Source organism: Rhizobium sp. BK538 (assembly GCF_014197575.1).
In the GTDB taxonomy this organism is placed as follows: domain Bacteria; phylum Pseudomonadota; class Alphaproteobacteria; order Rhizobiales; family Rhizobiaceae; genus Rhizobium.
Map to the genome: position 1 here is coordinate 140089 of NZ_JACIFT010000011.1, position 19335 is coordinate 159423.

The following is a 19335-nucleotide window of genomic DNA, read 5'->3' on the forward strand; positions in this document are numbered from 1 at the left end:
CAATGATCCCCGTTACGACACTCGCAGGGAAGAAGGTCGCGCTCTTTGGGCTCGGCGGCTCGGGCTTTGCCACGGCGCGTGCGCTCAAATTGGGTGGTGCCGAGGTCACTGCATGGGACGATAACCCGGACAGCGTCTCCAAGGCTGCCGCTGAAGGCATTCATACAGTAGATCTGCGCTCCATCGACTGGAGCGCGCAATCGCTCTTCGTGCTTTCGCCAGGTGTTCCCCTGACGCATCCGAAACCGCACTGGACGGTCGATCTCGCTCGTGCCGCCGGAGTTGATATCGTCGGCGACGTCGAGCTTTTCGTGCGCGAGCGCCGGGCGCATGCGCCGGATTGCCCGTTCATCGCGATCACCGGCACCAACGGCAAGTCGACGACGACGGCGCTGATCGCGCACATCCTGAAGTCCAGCGGCAGGGATACGCAACTCGGCGGCAACATCGGGACGGCGGTCCTGACGCTCGATCCGCCAAAAGATGGACGCTTCTACGTCGTCGAATGCTCGTCCTATCAGATCGACCTCGCTCCGACACTCAATCCGTCCGCGGGCATCCTGCTCAACCTGACGCCGGATCATCTCGATCGCCATGGCACGATGCAGCACTATGCCGACATCAAGGAGCGGCTTGTTGCCGGCAGCGGCGTTGCCGTCATCGGCGTGGACGACAGCCATTGCGAGATGATTGCAGACCGTATCGAGCGGGCAGGCGGCAAGGTTACGCGGATTTCGCGGCGCCACGCGCTTCCCTATGGCATCTATGCGGATGGAACGAAGCTTATCCAGGCCTCGGGAGGCGCAACAAGGCCGATTGCCGATCTTAACGGCATCCAGACACTGCGTGGCAGCCATAATGCGCAGAATGCCGCTGCAGCCGTCGCCGCATGCCTTGCAGTTGGCGTCTCGGAAGATGAAATTCGTGCCGGCCTGACGTCCTTCCCCGGGCTCAAGCATCGGATGCAGCCGGTCGGGCGTCGCGGCAATGTCGTTTTCGTCAACGACTCGAAGGCCACCAACGCTGATGCGGCCGCTCCGGCGCTGTCGAGTTACGACCGCATCTACTGGATTGCCGGTGGATTGCCAAAGGCCGGTGGCATCACGTCGCTGACGGGCTTCTTCCCGCGGATCGCCAAGGCCTATCTTATCGGCGAAGCCGCGGCCGAATTTGCCGCGACGCTCGGCGAAGCCGTGCCATATGAGATTTCCGGAACGCTGGAGCGCGCCGTGGCACATGCGGCTGCGGATGCTGAAAAAGATGAAAGCGGCCCACTGGCCGTGATGTTATCCCCGGCTTGCGCAAGCTTCGACCAGTACAAGAACTTCGAAGTGAGGGGCGATGCATTTGTCAGCCATGTGGCAGCGCTCGACGGAATCACCATGCTGATCGGTTCGGCAACAGGAGATAAATGACATGGTAAGCCGCGCGGAACGTGGGCCTCTGGCCGATTGGTTTTGGACCATCGACCGCTTTTTCCTGGCGATGTTCATCTTCCTGATGGGCATCGGCTTCATGCTGTCGTTCGCCGCCTCGCCAGCGGTTGCCGAGCGCATCGGGCTGGAGCCGTTCCACTTCGTCAAGCGACACGCGGCTTTCATGATCCCATCGCTCGCTGTCATGGTCGGGCTTTCCTTCCTGACGCCACGCCAGGTGCGGCGCACGGCGATCATCCTGCTGATTGTCGCTCTCGCCATGATGTTGTTGGCGCTGTTCTTCGGCATCGAGGTCAAGGGTTCCCGCCGCTGGGTCACCTTGGCCGGCATCTCGATCCAGCCGTCAGAGTTCATGAAGCCGGCCTTTGTGGTGGTCTGCGCATGGCTCTTTGCCGAGCATGCGAGGCAGCCTGAAATTCCGGGCAACCTGTTCGCCATCATCCTGTTTGGCATCGTGGCAGCACTTCTGGTCGCACAGCCCGACCTTGGGCAGACGATCCTGACAACGGCTGTCTGGGGCGGCATGTTCTTCATGGCCGGAATGCCGTGGATCTGGATCATTATTCTGGGTGCCGGCGGGGTCGGAGGACTCTTCGGCGCCTACTACGTGTTCCCGCACGTGGCGCTGCGTATCGACAAGTTCTTGACCGGCGAGGGCGATACCTTCCAGATCGATACGGCGCGTGAAGCCATCATCCGCGGCGACTGGTTCGGCCAGGGACCGGGCGAGGGCATCGTCAAGCGCATCATCCCGGACGCGCATACCGACTTCATTTTCTCGGTCGCTGCCGAGGAGTTCGGGATCGTCTTCTGCATGGCGCTTGTCGCGCTGTTTTCCGTTCTCGTGCTGCGCGGTCTCTCGCATGCCTACAAGGAGCGGAATGACTTCAACCGCTTTGCCGTCGCTGGTCTCGTGCTGCAGATCGGCATACAGTCGATCATCAATGTGGGCGTCAATCTCGAACTGCTGCCGGCAAAGGGCATGACCCTGCCGCTGATTTCCTACGGCGGTTCGTCCATGGTCGCCATCTGCGTCACCGCCGGGTTCATTCTCGCGCTGACGCGCCATAGGCCGGAAAAGCGTGCGCAGGATCGGAGCCTCTTCCGCGTCGCGCATGGCATGCCGGCGGAGTAAGAGTTCATGAGCAAAGGCATCGTCCTGCTTGCCGCCGGGGGAACCGGCGGTCATGTGTTTCCCGCGGAGGCTCTGGCGTACAAGCTGAAAGAGCGGGGCTATTCCGTGCATCTCGTCACCGACAGTCGTGCCGAGCGCTATGCCGGAAAATTCCCGGCCGATGAGATCCACGTCGTTCCGTCGGCGACGATCGGCTCGAAGAATCCGGTCTCCGTCGCTCGCTCGCTGTGGACGCTTTGGAGCGGCATGCGGGCCGCCAAGAAGCTGATTGCACGGCTGAAGCCCGTGGTTGTTGTCGGTTTCGGCGGCTATCCCACTGTACCGCCGCTGCTCGCCGCGACACGCCTTGGCGTGCCTGCCATGATCCACGAGCAGAATGCGGTGATGGGACGCGCCAACAAGGCGCTGGCGAGCCGCGTGCAAGCGATTGCCGGCGGCTTCCTGCCTGAAGGCGGCGGTCAGTTTCCCGACAAAACGGTGACAACGGGTAATCCGGTGCGCCCGGCAATCATCGATGCGGCGAAAGTGCCGTATTCTCCATCGAATCCTGGTGAACCTTTCAATCTCGTCGTCTTCGGCGGCAGCCAGGGCGCACAGTATTTCTCCAAGGCGATGCCGACCGCCATCAGCTTACTTGATGACGGACTTCGCGATCGCCTGCGCCTTACCCAGCAGGTGCGGCCGGAAGATACGGAGATGATGGGCGTTTGCGTCGCTCAGTTGAAGATGGCGGCTGACACAGCCCCCTTCTTCACCGATATGGCCGAACGACTTGCCGCTGCACATCTCGTTATCTGCCGTTCAGGCGCATCGACTGTTTCGGAGATTTCCGTGATCGGGCGGCCGGCCGTGCTCGTGCCTTATCCGCATGCATTGGATCACGATCAGGCCGCGAATGCGGCAGCGCTTGCGGCGACAGGCGGTGCCAAGGTTATTCCGCAGGCCGAGCTTTCGCCCGAGAAGATTGCTTCGATCCTCACCCATGTGATGAATGACCCCGAAAAGCTCGGCCGGATGGCCGCTGCAGCAAAGCAGGCGGGTAAACCCGATGCTGCGAACTTGCTTGCCGACATGGTAGAGGCTATTGCGGCACGACGTACAATTGCAGAGTTCAAGGGGAAACGCGCATGAAAATGCCGAAGGCCATCGGCCTCGTTCATTTCATCGGCATCGGCGGCATCGGCATGAGCGGCATTGCCGAGGTGCTGCATAATCTCGGCCATCGCGTGCAGGGATCGGATCAGGCCGACAGCGCCAATGTGCAACGCCTGCGCGACAAGGGCATCGAAGTCTTCGTCGGTCACAAGGCCGAGAACCTCGGCGACGCCGAAGTTGTCGTCGTCTCGACCGCGATCAAGAAGAACAACCCGGAACTCGTAGCGGCGCGCGAAAAGCTGCTGCCGGTCGTACGCCGGGCAGAGATGCTTGCCGAATTGATGCGGTTCCGCAACGCGATCGCGATCGGCGGAACGCATGGCAAGACGACAACGACGTCGTTGGTGGCGACGTTGTTGGAAGCAGGCGGCCTCGATCCCACGGTAATCAATGGCGGCATCATCAATGCCTACGGCACCAACGCCCGCATGGGCGAGGGTGAATGGATGGTGGTGGAGGCCGACGAGTCCGACGGCACATTCTTGAAGCTTCCCGCTGATGTTGCTGTCATCACCAACATCGACCCTGAACACCTCGATCACTACGGCAACTTCGATGCCGTGCGCGCTGCATTCCGCCAGTTCGTCGAGAACGTGCCGTTCTACGGCTTCGGCGTGCTGTGCCTCGACCATCCGGAAGTCCAGGCACTGGTTGGCCGCATCGAGGACCGCAAGATCATTACCTATGGCGAGAATCCTCAGGCCGACGTTCGTTTCATGAATGTTCGTGTCGAGGGTCCGCGTTCGATTTTCGACGTCGAGATCCGTCGCCGGCGGACTGGGCAGGTCATCAGGCTCGACAATCTCGTGATGCCGATGCCCGGACGTCACAACATCTCTAATGCCACCGCCGCGATTGCGGTTGCCAACCGTCTCGGCATGTCGAGCGAGGACATCGCCAAGGGACTGGCCTCCTTTGGCGGCGTCAAGCGTCGCTTCACGCTGACCGGCGAATGGAACGGTGTGCAGATCTTCGATGATTACGGTCATCACCCGGTCGAGATCAAGGCCGTGCTGCGGGCCGCGCGCGAGGCCTGCAAGGGGCGTGTGATTGCGGTCCATCAGCCGCATCGCTATTCGCGCCTATCGAGCCTTTTCGAGGAGTTTGCGGCTTGCTTCAACGATGCGGACAGCATTTTCCTTGCGCCTGTCTATGCCGCAGGCGAGGATCCCATCGAAGGGGCGAACTCCGAGGCACTTGTGTCACGGATCAAATCGGGCGGTCACCGTGATGCCCGCTTCTTGTCGTCCCCAGAGCTTTTGCCTGAAATGGTCGCAGAGATTGCAAAGCCGGGGGATTTTGTGGTTCTGTTGGGGGCTGGGAGTATCACATACTGGGCGGCAGCGCTGCCCAAGCAATTGGAAAGCCTTTCGGGAATATCTGCATGAAACAGGTGAATGGGGAAAAGCTTCTTGCGTCGCTCGGCGACGGCGTAAAGGACATCCGTGGGAGGATCACACCGGATGCGCCGATGGACCGTGTCACCTGGTTCCACGCTGGCGGTCTGGCCGAGCTGATGTTCCAGCCACACGACGAGGACGACCTCATCGCCTTCCTCAAGATCCTGCCCGAAGAAGTGCCGATCACCGTCGTGGGCGTCGGCTCTAATATTCTCGTGCGCGATGGCGGCATTCCTGGTGTCGTTCTCCGGCTTTCGGCGAAAGGCTTCGGCGCAGTCGAGCTCGCTGGCGAGAATCGTATTCTTGCCGGTGCAATCTGCCCGGACAAGCATGTTGCGGCCATGGCAATGGACAACGGCATCGGCGGCTTCCACTTCTACTACGGCATCCCTGGCAGCATCGGCGGTGCGGCACGCATGAACGCCGGCGCCAATGGCGCGGAGACGCGTGAACGGGTTGTCGAGGTGAACGCCGTTGATCGCAAGGGTAACAAGCACATCCTGTCGAACGCCGATATGGGCTATTCCTACCGTCATTCGTCGGTGCCGGACGATTTGATTTTCACGTCGGTGCTCTTCGAAGGCTATAGCGAGGATCGCGCCAAGATCCGCGCTGAGATGGACGCCGTGCGCAGCCATCGCGAGACGGTCCAGCCAATCCGGGAAAAAACCGGCGGTTCGACCTTCAAGAACCCGGAAGGGCATTCGGCCTGGAAGCTCGTCGACGAGGCCGGATGCCGCGGTCTGGTGATCGGCGGAGCGCAGATGTCCTCGCTTCACTGCAACTTCATGATCAACATGGGGCAGGCGACGGGATATGATCTCGAATATCTCGGCGAACAGGTTCGCCGCGAGGTCTTCGAGAATTCCGGCATCAAGCTTGAGTGGGAAATCAAGCGTCTCGGCGTTTTCATGCCGGGACGCGAAGTCCGCCCCTTCCAGGGCGTGACCAGCGAGTAGACTTCGTCCGGCTGGTTCCTCGCTCGAGCGACAGGAAATAGCTTTTTACCTTCTTACAGATAAGAAAGGCCGCAAAACCAGGGTTTTGCGGCCTTCGTTTTCAATATGAGTTAACTTCAGACTTCGTCGCGGCCCGAAGCCAGGATGCAGATCAGCGTGATGACCGCGGAGAGGCCGAGATAGTAGCCGACATACTGCATGCCGTAGTTTGCCTGCAGCCAGGTGGCGATGTAGGGCGCCAGCGAAGCGCCGAAGATGCCGGCAAGGTTGAAGGTGATCGACGAGCCGGTGTAGCGGACGGCCGTCGGGAAGGGGGCGGCAAGCGCGGTTCCGATCAGACCGTAGGTCATGCCCATCAGCGCCATGGCGACGATCGCGAAGACCAGGATGCCACCTTCGCCGCCGGTCATCAGGCCGGGCAGGAAGAACGAGAAGATACCGATCAGCAAGGTGGTGAGGATCAGCATTTCGCGACGTCCGAACCGCTCGGCCAGTTTGCCTGATATCGGGATGAAGATACCAAAGGCGACCGAACCGACGATCTGGATTTCGAGCGCGTCAAGGAACGGGATCTTCAGGACCTTGACGTTGTAGGACAGCAGGTAGGCCGATCCGATATAGAACAGCACGAAGGTCGCGAGCGCCACAAAGGTGCCGAGGAACAGGCTACGCTTGTGCTTGCGAAAGAGTTCGGCAACCGGAACAGCAACGCGTTCCTGCTTGTCGATCGCCTTCTGGAAGGCTGGCGTCTCGGTGATTGAGAGGCGGACCCAGAGGCCGATGACGATCAGCAGGATCGAGGAGATGAACGGCACACGCCAGCCCCAGCTCAGCAAAGCGTCCTGAGACATGACCTGCAGCAGCAGCCAGAAGATGCCCGAGGAAAGGAACAAGCCGACCGGGGCGCCGAGCTGCGGGAACATGCCGTACCAGCTGCGCTTGCCTTCCGGCGCGTTCTCGGTCGCGAGCAGCACGGCGCCGCCCCATTCGCCGCCGAGACCGAAGCCCTGGCCGAAACGGCAAAGCGCGAGCAGCAGCGGTGCGATGACGCCGATCGATTCGTAGGAGGGCAGGAGGCCGATCACAACCGTCGAAATGCCCATGGTGAGCAGCGCGGCAACGAGTGTCGTCTTGCGGCCGATCCTGTCGCCAAAATGGCCGAAGACCACGGCGCCGAGCGGACGGGCGAAGAAGGCTATGGAGAAGGTTGCAAAGGATGCAAGCAGTGCGGTCGTCGGGTCGCTGTTCGGAAAGAACAGCGTCGGAAAGACCAGCACGGCGGCGGTTGCATACACGTAAAAATCGAAGAATTCGATCGTGGTGCCGACGAGGCTCGCGATCAGAACACGCGCCGGCGAGTTGACTTGCGCATGGTTCGATGAAGCGGGAGTCGGCGATACTTTGTATATCGCGTCTGACATTTTCATTCCAATCGGGATTGTAAAGATGCCTTGGGAGGCAGGCGGCTCTTAACGCAATTTTAATTCGGCGCAAATGGTCACCGCGTAACAAACGAAAAAAAGATTAGTAGGCTTTGCATTTTTCCACCCATCGACGCCCGCGTGTGGTCACTTGACCAGAATCAATATGAAGCAGATCCCTCATGAACGCTCTGGTTGAGCGCAGGAGGGCTCCTTGGCGGCGCTCTGGGTGGCCTTGTGTGGAAATTAGCAGGCGAAGAGGGCTCGAACTGACACAACTTCCTTTACGGAACCCCGCGCGTCACGCGCTGTCGCCACGGGGTTTCTGCGTTTTGCACGGCCCTGTCCGGGCGGTCGGACAAGGCAAAAATTAACGAAAGTAAACGCTTCATTAACCATAATCGGACTCTAATACATCTGCATCACCGAGCGAGATTCGGACGACAAACAAGCTTGGTGCAAGCGTCGGAACGCAGTGTGCAGGTTATTTTTTGGGGGTGTTGATGAGTCGCAAGCATGTCGCTGTCCTGATGGGCGGGTTTTCCTCGGAGAGGCCGGTAAGCCTTTCTTCCGGGACGGCGTGCGCGGATGCTCTTGAGGCTGAGGGCTTCCAGGTGACGCGGATTGATGTCGACCGCGATGTGTCTGCGAAGCTTGCTGCCTTGCGACCCGATGTCGTCTTCAATGCACTGCATGGCCCCTACGGCGAGGATGGTACGATCCAGGGCGTGCTTGAATATCTTGAGATTCCCTACACGCATTCCGGCGTGCTGGCGTCGGCCCTTGCCATGGACAAGGAGAAGGCCAAGGGCGTTGCCGCCGCCGCTGGCATTCCGGTTGCGCAATCCGAGGTGATCAATCGATTCGCCTTTCCGGCCGAGCACCCGATGAAGCCGCCCTATGTTGTGAAGCCTGTGCGTGAGGGCTCCAGCTTCGGCGTGGTGATCGTTCAAGAGGATCAATCTCACCCTCCGCAGATCATCAGCTCTCCGGAATGGCGCTACGGCGAGCAGGTTCTTGTCGAGCGTTACATCTATGGTCGCGAGCTGACTTGCGGCGTTATGGGTGATCGGGTCCTCGGCGTGACCGAGGTTGTGCCGCTCGGGCATGGCTTCTACGATTATGATGCCAAGTACGTCGCGGGTGGATCGAAACACGTCATCCCTGCGGAAATTTCACCGAATATTTACCAAAAAATACAATCATTGGCGTTAAGGGCGCATCAAGCAATTGGTTGCCGTGGCGTCAGTCGCTCCGACTTTCGTTATGACGACCGCTTCTCCGAAGATGGCGAAATTATCTGGCTGGAAATCAATACTCAGCCAGGCATGACGCCAACCTCCCTGGTGCCCGAAATGGCCGGTCATGCCGGCTACTCGTTTGGTGAATTTCTCCGTTGGATGGTGGAGGACGCTTCTTGTTCTCGGTGACGGTCAAAAGGATAGGGCGCCCAAGTCATCAGGTGGAGCCTTCGTATCCCGAGGGTGATGGTCGGCTGATTCTGCCGCGCCCGCTGCGGCGTGTCGTTCGCTTCCTTGTCAGCCTCGGAAGCGGCCGCATCCATATTCCGGCTCATGTCGGGACGGTCTCCGCCTTGGCTTTCTTTGCCGCGACGGGTCTCTATGGCATGTCGCTCGGTGGTCACACAGAAGCCGTTGCCCAGGCGACGACAACGGCTGCCGGATTTGCGATCGATGATGTGAAGGTGTCCGGCAATTCCGAGACCTCCGAAATCGAGATCCTGCAGCTGTTGGGGCTTGATGGCACAACGTCGCTCGTGGCGCTCGATGTCGATGCGGCGCGTCAGAAGATCGCGAAGCTTCCCTGGGTCGAGAATGTTGAAGTTCGCAAGATCTATCCGAAGACGATCGAGGTGAAACTCAAGGAGCGTGAGGCCTACGCCATCTGGCAGCATGGCCAGGAACTTTCTCTCGTGGAAAAGGGGGGCTCGGTAATCGCTCCGCTGCGCGACAATAAGTTCTCGCAGTTGCCTCTGGTGGTTGGTCGTGGCGCGGAGGCTGCTGCAACTTCGCTCGAAGCCGAATTCGCAAACTGGCCGGAGATCAAGGCGCGGGTGAAGGCCTACGTCTGGGTTTCGGGTCGTCGCTGGGATCTGCACATGGACAACGGCATTTCGGTGAAGCTGCCGGAAGACGATGTCGATCTGGCGTTGGCGCGGCTGTCGAAGTTCATGAAGGAGCAGGATCTTCTGGAGCGCGACATCGCTGCCGTCGATCTGAGGCTCACCGACCGCACGGCAATTCAGTTGACGCCGGAGGCGATGGCGCGCCGGCAACTGGTGCTCGATCAGAGGGCTAAGGATTTGAAGAAGGCGGGGCAAAATATATGAGCTTGTTCGGTTCGTCCCATTTCGGATTGCCGCGCCTGAAGCCGCTTTCATCGAAGCGGTCCCATGTCGTTTCGGTGCTGGACATCGGATCGACGAAGGTCGTCTGCATGATCGGCCGCCTGACGCCCCGCGAGGAAAGTCAGGTTTTGCCCGGTCGCACGCATAACATTGAGATCATCGGGATCGGTCATCAGCGCTCGCGTGGCATCAAGACCGGTGCGATCTCTGACCTGGATGCTCTGGAAAGCGTGATTCGCCTTGCGGTCGACGCTGCAGAGCGCATGGCCGGTCTTACTGTCGAAAGCCTGATTGTCAACGTCACGGCGGGGCGCCTGACGAGCGACATCTACACTGCGACCATCGATCTCGGTGGCCAGGAAGTCGAACTGAACGACCTCAAGAAGGTCCTTTCCGCCGCCTGCCAGCAGTCGCTGCGCCAGGATCGTGCCGTACTGCATTCGCTGGCAACCGGCTTTTCGCTTGACGGCGAGCGCGGTATCCGCGATCCGCTGTCGATGTATGGTGACGTTCTCGGCGTCGACATGCACGTCGTCACGGCTGAGCGTACCGCGCTCAAGAACCTCGAGCTCAGCGTCAATCGCGCGCACCTCTCGGTCGAGGGCATCGTTGCGACGCCCTACGCATCCGGCCTTGCTGCTCTCGTCGACGACGAAGTCGAGCTCGGCTGCGCGGCGATTGATATGGGCGGCGGCACGACGACGATTTCGGTCTTCGCAGAAGGCAAGCTGGTGCACACGGATGCCGTCGGCCTCGGCGGCCATCACGTCACCACGGATCTCGCCCGCGGTCTTTCGACCCGTATCGAGGATGCCGAACGCCTGAAGGTCGTCCATGCTTCCGCGATGCCGAATTCCTCGGACGAGCGCGAACTGATCTCGATCCCGCCGATCGGCGAAGACGAACGCGACCTGCCGACACAGGTGCCGCGCGCTTTGGTATCACGCATCGTCAGCGCCCGTATCGAGGAAACGATGGAATTGATCCGCGACCGCATCCAGCGCTCGGGCTTCAGCCCGATCGTCGGCAAGCGCGTCGTGCTGACGGGCGGTGCGAGCCAGCTGACCGGCCTTGCCGAAGTCGCACGCCGCATTCTTGCCCGCAACGTCAGAATCGGTCGTCCGATGGGCGTCTCGGGCCTGCCGACAGCAGCGAAGGGCCCAGCCTTTTCGACCGCCGTCGGCCTGATGATCTATCCGCAGGTCGCGGACCAGGAAACACATGCGTCACAGAGCGGTCTGCTCATGTCGCTTGGGGGAAATACCAGCCGCTTTGCCCGCATGGGGCAGTGGCTGAAAGAAAGCTTCTGATAATTGAGTGAATTGGCCGGCGTGGCGATGCGGCCATAAAGAGAAGGAACGGTAACATGACTATCAAGCTGCAAAAGCCGGATATCACTGAGCTTAAGCCGCGTATCACCGTGTTCGGTGTTGGCGGTGGCGGTGGCAACGCTGTCAATAACATGATCTCCGCGGGCCTCCAGGGCGTCGACTTCGTCGTTGCCAACACCGACGCCCAGGCCCTGACGATGACGAAGGCAGAGCGCATTATCCAGCTCGGCGCCAATGTTACCGAAGGTCTCGGTGCTGGCTCGCAGCCGGAAGTCGGTCGCGCAGCTGCCGAGGAATGCATCGATGAAATCATCGATCACCTGAACGGCACGCATATGTGCTTCGTCACCGCCGGTATGGGCGGCGGCACGGGTACTGGTGCTGCTCCGGTTGTCGCTCAGGCAGCCCGGAACAAGGGCATCCTGACCGTTGGCGTTGTCACCAAGCCCTTCCACTTCGAAGGCGGTCGCCGCATGCGCCTGGCGGAAGCCGGCATCGAAGAGCTGCAGAAGTCGGTCGACACGCTGATCGTCATCCCGAACCAGAACCTCTTCCGCATCGCCAACGACAAGACGACCTTTGCCGACGCTTTCGCGATGGCTGACCAGGTTCTCTATTCGGGTGTTGCCTGCATCACTGACCTGATGGTGAAGGAAGGTCTCATCAACCTCGACTTCGCTGACGTTCGTTCGGTCATGCGTGAAATGGGCCGCGCCATGATGGGAACCGGTGAAGCATCCGGCCAGGGCCGCGCGATGCAGGCTGCCGAAGCTGCGATCGCCAACCCGCTGCTCGACGAAACCTCGATGAAGGGTGCACAGGGCCTGCTGATCTCCATCACCGGCGGTCGCGACCTTACCCTCTTCGAAGTCGATGAAGCGGCAACCCGTATTCGCGAAGAAGTCGATCCGGATGCGAACATCATCCTCGGCGCGACATTCGACGAATCGCTCGAAGGCATCATCCGCGTTTCCGTCGTTGCGACAGGCATCGACCGTGCCATCAACGCGGCGGCAGGGAAGACTTTCCAGCCGGTGGCAAAGCCGATCGTGCGTCCTTCCGCGGCCGTTGCTCCGGCGCCGGCCGCAGTTCAGCCTGCACCTGTCCTGCAGCAGGCACCCAAGCCCGTCGATCCGGTCGCGCAAGCAATCCGTACGGCTGAAGCCGAAATGGAACGCGAGCTTGAAATCCACGCGCCGCGTGCTTCAGCCCCGGTCCAGCAGCCGGCGATGCAGGAGACCTTCCGTCCGCAGAGCAAGATCTTCGCTGCTCCTGAGGCCGCTCCGGTCATTCGTCCTGCTCCGGTTCAGCAGGCTCCAGTTCACGCTCCGGTCATGAGCCAGCCGGTTCAGCAGCCTGTTATCAGCCAGCCGGCGCCGGTCATGCAGCAGCCGATGGCCGCTCAGCAGGCCGTACGTATGCCGAAGGTGGAAGATTTCCCGCCTGTGGTTCAGGCAGAGATCGACCATCGCTCGCAGCCTGCTCCGACGTCTCATGCGCATGAAGAGCGTGGTCCAATGGGCCTCCTGAAGCGGATCACCAACTCGCTTGGCCGCCGCGAAGAGGAAGTCGCGCCGGAGATGACGTCGGCTCCTGCGGCTGCCTCGCAGCAGCGCCGTCCGCTCTCTCCCGAAGCAAGCCTCTATGCACCGCGCCGTGGAAATCTCGACGATCAGGGTCGTAGCGTTCCGCAGGCTCGCATGATGCAGGAAGACGATCAGCTCGAAATTCCGGCATTCCTGCGCCGTCAGTCGAACTGAAGCAAGGACAGAATCGCCACAAGGATGCCCGGGAGTAAGCTCCCGGGCATTGCTGTTTCAGAGCATCGAATCTGGCGCTAATTGCGCTGTTATTTCAATGGCATACTTTCGTAACAATGCGAAAGAAACAGTGATTTGGATTGGAACCCGGGCGCACGTATGTATGGGGTCAAGAAACCGCCCTTGTGCCCTTCATGGCGAGACTTGGACGGAGTGAAATGAACCCTGGCAGATAGTTCGGCATGTTAGCCGCGGCGGGTCACCAGGGATAATAAAGGCAAAATTTATGGTTATTGGCATGTTGGGTTTTCAAACGACGGTATCACGTCCGATCACGCTCTCGGGCATCGGCGTCCATTCCGGTGCTGACGTTTCGATTACCTTCAACCCGGCAGAAGCCGACACTGGCGTCGTCTTCAATCGCATGCATGAGAACGGCGAGGTTTCCGAATACCGTGCTGTTTCTTCGCAGGTCGGCAATACGGATCTCTGCACTGTTCTTGGGTTCTCGCCGGCGCGCTCAGTCGCGACGATCGAACATGTCATGGCTGCTGTCTACGCGCTTGGTCTCGACAACGTGTTGATCGAGGTCCATGGCGCCGAAATGCCGATCATGGACGGCAGCTCTATGCCCTTTATCGAAGCGATCGAACAGGTTGGCCTGGTATCGCTCGGCGTGAAGCGCCGCTACGTCCGCGTCACCAAGCCGGTTCGCATCGAGCATGGCGGCTCGTGGAGCGAGTTCCGTCCCTATGACGGTATGCGCTTTGAAGTCGAGATCGATTTCGATTGCCCGCTGATCGGCCGGCAGAAATGGGAAGGCGACATGACGGCCGCGACGTTCAAGTCAGAGTTGTCGCGCGCTCGCACCTTCGGTTTTATGCGGGATGTCGAGCGTCTCTGGGCATCTGGCCATGCGCTTGGTTCCTCGCTTGAGAATTCCGTCGTCATCTCGGACGACAATACTGTTATCAATGTCGAGGGCCTGCGTTACGCCAAGGACGAGTTCGTGCGCCACAAGGCACTCGATGCCGTCGGCGATCTGGCACTGGCCGGCGCTCCGTTTATCGGCTGCTACCGCTCGTATCGCGGTGGCCACAAGATGAATGCTAATGCTCTCAAGGCGCTGCTCAGCGACCCGACCGCCTATGAAGTGGTCGAGACCTCTGCGCCGCGCCAGCGTGTTGCTCCTCGGGATTTCATCCGGGTCAACGCACCGGAATTTGCTCCCTGGTCGGCATGACCTCCATCGCATCTTTAAGGCCAGGGCCGCCTCCTTCGGGAGGCGGTTTCTTTATGGGGAACAGACCGACGGTGATTCCCCGATAGATGTGTTGCCGCAGATGTTTAGCGGCAACAGTTGCAGCTTTCTCGGTGCAAAACCGGTGAATATGGCCTGCGTCGCCACAAAAATGCGTTAATGCATCATCATTGCGTTGCTCTGGCTGCTCATTTGTGGCTAGAAACGCCAGCAAGGCGTGGCTGCTGTTGAGGGATGGCAGCGTTGGGATTGTTCCGATGGGTTATGCAGGGTCTGAAAGTATGATGAAGACAGCGCGCGCTTTGTTCGCATCGCTCTTGGTGCTGAGCGCAGGTGCCTTAGTTTCCGGATGCCAGTCGGACCCTGACATCGATATTACCAAGCTCGGCGTCGAGAGCGATCCGCCGGATGTTCTTTATACCCAGGGCCTCGCCAACATGAAGGCCGGTAACATGGCCGAGGCGGCGCGCAAGTTCGATGCCATCGACCGCGAGAACCCGTTCTCGGAATGGGCGCGCAAGGCGCTCGTGATGAGCACCTTCGTCAAGTACCGCCAAGGCCGTCTCGACGATGCTCTCGCCTCGGGTAACCGCTATATGGCGCAGTATCCGAAGTCCAAGGATGCTCCCTATGTGCAGTATCTGATCGGTCTGACCTATTCCAAGCAGATCGTCGACGTCACGCAGGATCAGCGCGCGGCTGCAAAGACCGTCGAAGCCATGCAGGCTGTCATCGACAATTATCCGGATTCCGAATACGTCGACGATGCGCAAGCGAAAATCCGCTTCGCACGCGACCAGATCGCCGGCAAGGAAATGCAGGTCGGTCGTTACTATATGGAACGCAAGGAATACCTTGCGGCAATCTCACGCTTCCGCACAGTCGTTGAGAAGTATCCGAATACCAACCAGATCGAAGAAGCGCTCGCGCGCCTTGTCGAAGCCTATTATGCAATGGGCATCGTCGAGGAGGCGCAGACCGCCGCCGCCGTTCTGGGCCACAACTATCCGGATAGCCAGTGGTACGCAGATTCCTTCAAGCTCTTGAAGAGCGGTGGCACAGAGCCGCGTGAAAACCCGGGCTCCTGGATCGCTGCTGCAGGCAAGAAACTCCTGCTCGGTTCCTGAGGCCAATGCTGACCCAGCTTTCGATCCGCGATATCGTCCTGATCGAGCGGCTGGATCTCGCCTTCGAGACCGGCCTCTCGGTGCTGACCGGTGAGACCGGTGCTGGCAAATCCATCCTGCTCGATAGCCTGTCGCTTGCCCTTGGTGGCCGCGGCGATGGCGGCCTTGTTCGACACGGCGAAGACAAGGGGCAGGTGACGGCTGTCTTCGACGTCGGGCCGGATCACGGCGCCCGCAAGTTGCTGCGCGAAAACGGCATCGATGATGATGGCGACCTCATCTTTCGCCGCGTCCAAAACTCTGACGGGCGTACGAAGGCCTATGTCAACGACCAGCCACTCAGTGTTCAGCTGATGCGCCAGGCCGGACAGATGCTGGTCGAGATCCACGGCCAACATGATGATCGCGCTCTCGTCGATACGCATGCCCACAGGATGCTGCTCGATGCCTTCGCAGGCGCGAACGAAGACTCTGCGGCCGTTTCCAACCTTTACCGCATCTGGCGTGATACCGAGCGAACACTGAAGAAGCAGCGCGAGAAGGTGGAGAATGCTGCGCGCGAGGCGGATTATCTACGCTCCTCCGTCGAGGAGCTCGAAAAGCTGTCACCGCAGGATGGCGAAGAGGACGAACTTGCCGACCGCCGCCAGAAGATGATGAAGGCCGAGCGGATCGCGGGCGATATCGCCGAGGCTTCCGAGTTCCTCAACGGCAACGCCTCTCCTGTGCCGCATATCGCCTCGCTGGTGCGCCGGCTGGAGCGCAAGAGCCACGAAGCCCCAGGACTGCTGGAAGATACGGTGGCGCTTCTGGACGCTGCGCTGGACCAGCTCTCCAACGCTCAGATGGAAGTCGAGGCGGCACTCCGGAAAACGGAATATGATCCGAAAGAGCTGGAGCGTGTAGAGGAGCGCCTGTTTGCCTTGCGCGCCGCCTCGCGCAAGTACTCCGTACCGGTGACCGAACTGCCGGCGCTCGCCGTTCGCATGATCGGCGATCTTGCCGATCTCGACGCTGGCGAGGAAAGGCTTGCCAAGCTTGAGGCGGAGGTCGGTGTCGCCAAGGCGAACTACCACACGGCGGCCCGCACGCTTTCCGACAAGCGTCATCATGCTGGAGACGCGCTGGCTGCTGCGGTCATGGCGGAGCTGCCGGCGCTAAAGCTCGAGCGGGCACGATTCATGGTGGAAATCACCACCGATCCCGAAGATGCGACCTCGGAGGGTATCGACGTGGTGGAGTTCCACGTTCAGACCAATCCCGGCACGCGTCCGGGCTCGATCATGAAGGTGGCATCCGGCGGCGAGCTTTCGCGCTTCCTGCTGGCCCTTAAAGTGGCGCTTGCCGATCGTGGCTCTGCGCCAACGCTCGTCTTCGACGAAATCGATACCGGCGTCGGCGGCGCGGTTGCGGATGCAATCGGGCAGCGGCTGAAGCGCCTTTCCGACCGTGTACAGGTGCTGTCGGTCACGCATGCGCCGCAGGTTGCGGCACGGGCCGCAACGCATCTGTTGATTTCGAAGGGGCCGGCTGCGGAAGGCTCCGAGAAGATCGCGACTCGCGTCGCGACGATGGCGCCTGGCGACCGTACGGAGGAAATCGCGCGCATGCTGGCGGGGGCCTCGGTGACGGAAGAGGCGAGGGCCGCGGCTGCCCGTCTGCTGGCCGGGAACGGCTGATTTCGCAATCGCCGAATTGGGGAGAGGCGCCGGAGATGACGTCTCGCTCTCTTTCAATCCATGCATTTTGCTCTAAAACGACTCCAGATTCCGTGGAGCGAGAGCCGTATGTCGACCGAAGCCATAGCCGTTGATGCCCTGACGATCGAAGATGCCGCTGCCGAGCTTGAGCGACTTGCCAGGGAGATCGCCCGCAACGATGAGCTTTACCACGGCGAGGATCGCCCGGCGATTTCGGATGCGGAGTATGATGCGCTGAAGCGGCGCAACGACGCGATCGAGGCGCGCTTTCCGGAACTCATTCGCGAAGACAGCCCATCGCGGCGTGTCGGTTCCGCGCCTTCGGTGACCTTTGCGCCTGTCGTGCATGCGCGCCCGATGCTATCGCTCGACAATACGTTCTCGCAGGAGGACGTGCAGGACTTCGTGGCCAGCGTCTACCGTTTTCTCGGCCGTCTGCCGGACCAGTCGATCGCGTTTACCGCAGAGCCGAAAATCGACGGCCTCTCCATGTCGATCCGCTATGAGAATGGCAAACTTGTAAACGCAGCGACTCGCGGCGACGGTACGACGGGGGAAAACGTCACCGCGAATATCCGCACCATCAAGGAAATCCCCAACGAGTTGCCTGCGGGCGTTCCTGCCGTCGTTGAAGTGCGCGGCGAGGTCTATATGGCCAAGAGCGACTTCATGGCGCTGAACAAGCAGATGGAGGCGGCGGGCAAGCAGACATACGTCAATCCGCGCAACACCGCCGCTGGCTCGCTGCGACAGCTCGATGCGAAAGTGACGGCGAGCCGCAAGCTGAAGTTCTTCGCATACGCCTGGGGCCAGATTTCCGAGCCCAATGATTTGCCGAAGACGCAATTCGACATGGTGCAGAAGTTCAAGGAATGGGGCTTTCCCGTCAATCCGTTGATGAAGCGGTTGAATTCCGTCGCCGATATCCTGGCGCACTATGACGAGATCGGCCTGAAGCGACCGGATCTCGACTACGACATCGACGGCGTCGTCTACAAGGTTGACAGTCTTGAGCTGCAGACCCGTCTTGGGTTCCGTTCGCGCAGCCCGCGTTGGGCGACCGCGCATAAGTTCCCGGCGGAACAGGCCTTCACGACGGTCGAAAATATCGACATCCAGGTCGGCCGCACTGGTGCGCTGACGCCGGTCGCGCGGCTGACCCCGATCACCGTCGGAGGCGTGGTCGTCACCAATGCGACGCTGCACAATGCCGATTACATTGAAGGCATCGGCAATTCGGGCGAACGCATCCGCGAGGAGGAGCATGATATCCGCATCGGCGATACCGTGATCGTGCAGCGGGCCGGCGACGTCATCCCGCAGGTGCTCGACGTCGTCATGGAAAAGCGGCCCACAGATGCAGCCCGCTACGAATTCCCGAAGACCTGCCCGGTCTGCGGCAGCCATGCCGTGCGCGAAAAGAACGAGAAGACCGGCAAGCTCGATTCGGTCACCCGCTGCACCGGCGGCTTCATCTGCAGGGCGCAGGCGACGGAGCATCTCAAGCACTTTGTCTCCCGCAATGCCTTCGATATCGAGGGCCTTGGATCGAAGCAAATCGACTTCTTCTTCGAGAATGAGGACAGGGCGCTGCAGATTCGCACCGCGCCCGATATCTTCACACTGGAGAAGCGGCAGGCGGGCTCACTGACCAAGCTCGAGAATATCGACGGCTTCGGCAAGGTCAGTGTCGGCAAGCTCTACGCAGCTATCAACGAGCGCCGCACTATCGCGCTCCACCGCTTCATCTATGCGCTCGGCATCCGCCATGTCGGCGAGACGACCGCGAAACTGCTGGCGCGCTCTTATGGCACCTATGACGCCTTCGAGGAGGCGATGAAGGAGGCTGCATCACTTTCCGGCGATGCCTGGAACGACTTGAACGCCATCGAAGGCATTGGCGAGATTGTCGCTCGTGCCATCGTCGAATTCTACAAGGAGCCGCGCAATATCAACGTGATCGGAGCGCTGCTTGACGAGCTCAACGACAAGAGGCCCTTGCCCGCCGAACAGCCGGTGACATCCGACAGCCCTGTCGTCGGCAAGACCGTCGTTTTCACCGGCTCGCTAGAAAAGTTCTCACGCGACGAGGCCAAGGCGCGGGCCGAAAGCCTCGGCGCCAAGGTCGCGGGGTCGGTGTCGAAGAAGACCGATATCGTCGTTGCGGGACCCGGCGCTGGCTCGAAGCTCGACAAGGCACGCGAACTCGGTGTCCAGACGATGGACGAGGACGAGTGGCTGGCGCTGATCGGCGGGTGAGGGCATCGGTTCTGCTCACCTCA

Annotated in this window: 14 protein-coding genes; 13 read left to right on the forward strand and 1 reads right to left on the reverse strand. The window is 60.5% G+C overall.

Features of this window, described 5'->3' with window-relative positions; all coding sequences use genetic code 11:
- Positions 1-2: 2 nt before the first annotated feature.
- The 5 genes from murD to murB are packed head-to-tail and all read left to right on the forward strand — an operon-like array spanning position 3 to position 6085.
- The gene (gene murD, locus FHX09_RS15510) at positions 3-1415 is read left to right on the forward strand and encodes a UDP-N-acetylmuramoyl-L-alanine--D-glutamate ligase (RefSeq protein WP_183720447.1); all 1413 of its coding nucleotides are present in this window, start codon (positions 3-5) and stop codon (positions 1413-1415) included.
- A 1-nt stretch (position 1416) separates the two neighbouring features.
- Positions 1417-2571: a putative lipid II flippase FtsW gene (ftsW, locus tag FHX09_RS15515; protein WP_007802306.1), complete on the forward strand. Its 1155-nt coding sequence runs from the start codon at positions 1417-1419 to the stop codon at positions 2569-2571.
- A gap of 6 nt (positions 2572-2577) precedes the next feature.
- Positions 2578-3702 (forward strand): undecaprenyldiphospho-muramoylpentapeptide beta-N-acetylglucosaminyltransferase, encoded by a 1125-nt coding sequence (murG, locus tag FHX09_RS15520; protein ID WP_132590723.1) that lies wholly within the window; start codon positions 2578-2580, stop codon positions 3700-3702.
- Entirely contained in the window at positions 3699-5114 is a 1416-nt protein-coding gene (murC, locus tag FHX09_RS15525) for a UDP-N-acetylmuramate--L-alanine ligase (protein WP_132590725.1), read from the forward strand. Before murG ends, murC begins: the two co-directional genes overlap by 4 nt.
- On the forward strand, positions 5111-6085 hold the full coding sequence (gene murB / locus FHX09_RS15530) for a UDP-N-acetylmuramate dehydrogenase (protein WP_132590727.1): 975 nt from the start codon (positions 5111-5113) through the stop codon (positions 6083-6085). The genes murC and murB overlap by 4 nt, the downstream gene beginning before the upstream one ends.
- 116 nt (positions 6086-6201) lie before the next feature.
- Here the strand turns inward: murB and FHX09_RS15535 are convergent, their stop codons facing one another.
- Positions 6202-7506: an MFS transporter gene (locus FHX09_RS15535; protein WP_007802297.1), complete on the reverse strand. Its 1305-nt coding sequence runs from the start codon at positions 7504-7506 to the stop codon at positions 6202-6204.
- Positions 7507-8009: 503 nt separating this feature from the next.
- On the opposite strand from FHX09_RS15535, the gene FHX09_RS15540 reads away from it, so the two are divergent.
- The 8 genes from FHX09_RS15540 (at position 8010) to ligA (ending at position 19312) form a co-directional block, all read left to right on the forward strand.
- Positions 8010-8936: a D-alanine--D-alanine ligase gene (locus FHX09_RS15540; protein ID WP_132590729.1), complete on the forward strand. Its 927-nt coding sequence runs from the start codon at positions 8010-8012 to the stop codon at positions 8934-8936.
- The gene (locus FHX09_RS15545; protein ID WP_007802294.1) at positions 8924-9856 is read left to right on the forward strand and encodes a cell division protein FtsQ/DivIB; all 933 of its coding nucleotides are present in this window, start codon (positions 8924-8926) and stop codon (positions 9854-9856) included. The genes FHX09_RS15540 and FHX09_RS15545 overlap by 13 nt, the downstream gene beginning before the upstream one ends.
- Entirely contained in the window at positions 9853-11184 is a 1332-nt protein-coding gene (gene ftsA, locus FHX09_RS15550) for a cell division protein FtsA (protein WP_007802292.1), read from the forward strand. The genes FHX09_RS15545 and ftsA overlap by 4 nt, the downstream gene beginning before the upstream one ends.
- 56 nt (positions 11185-11240) lie before the next feature.
- Positions 11241-12965 (forward strand): cell division protein FtsZ, encoded by a 1725-nt coding sequence (gene ftsZ / locus FHX09_RS15555; RefSeq protein ID WP_007802290.1) that lies wholly within the window; start codon positions 11241-11243, stop codon positions 12963-12965.
- Positions 12966-13251: 286 nt separating this feature from the next.
- On the forward strand, positions 13252-14208 hold the full coding sequence (gene lpxC / locus FHX09_RS15560; RefSeq protein WP_132590733.1) for a UDP-3-O-acyl-N-acetylglucosamine deacetylase: 957 nt from the start codon (positions 13252-13254) through the stop codon (positions 14206-14208).
- 275 nt (positions 14209-14483) lie between these two features.
- On the forward strand, positions 14484-15353 hold the full coding sequence (locus tag FHX09_RS15565) for an outer membrane protein assembly factor BamD (protein WP_183720441.1): 870 nt from the start codon (positions 14484-14486) through the stop codon (positions 15351-15353).
- Between the two features lie 5 nt (positions 15354-15358).
- Complete coding sequence (gene recN, locus FHX09_RS15570) at positions 15359-17032, forward strand: DNA repair protein RecN (protein ID WP_132590735.1); 1674 nt, start codon at positions 15359-15361, stop codon at positions 17030-17032.
- Positions 17033-17140: 108 nt separating this feature from the next.
- On the forward strand, positions 17141-19312 hold the full coding sequence (ligA, locus tag FHX09_RS15575) for an NAD-dependent DNA ligase LigA (RefSeq protein WP_132590737.1): 2172 nt from the start codon (positions 17141-17143) through the stop codon (positions 19310-19312).
- The last annotated feature ends 23 nt before the right edge of the window (positions 19313-19335 follow it).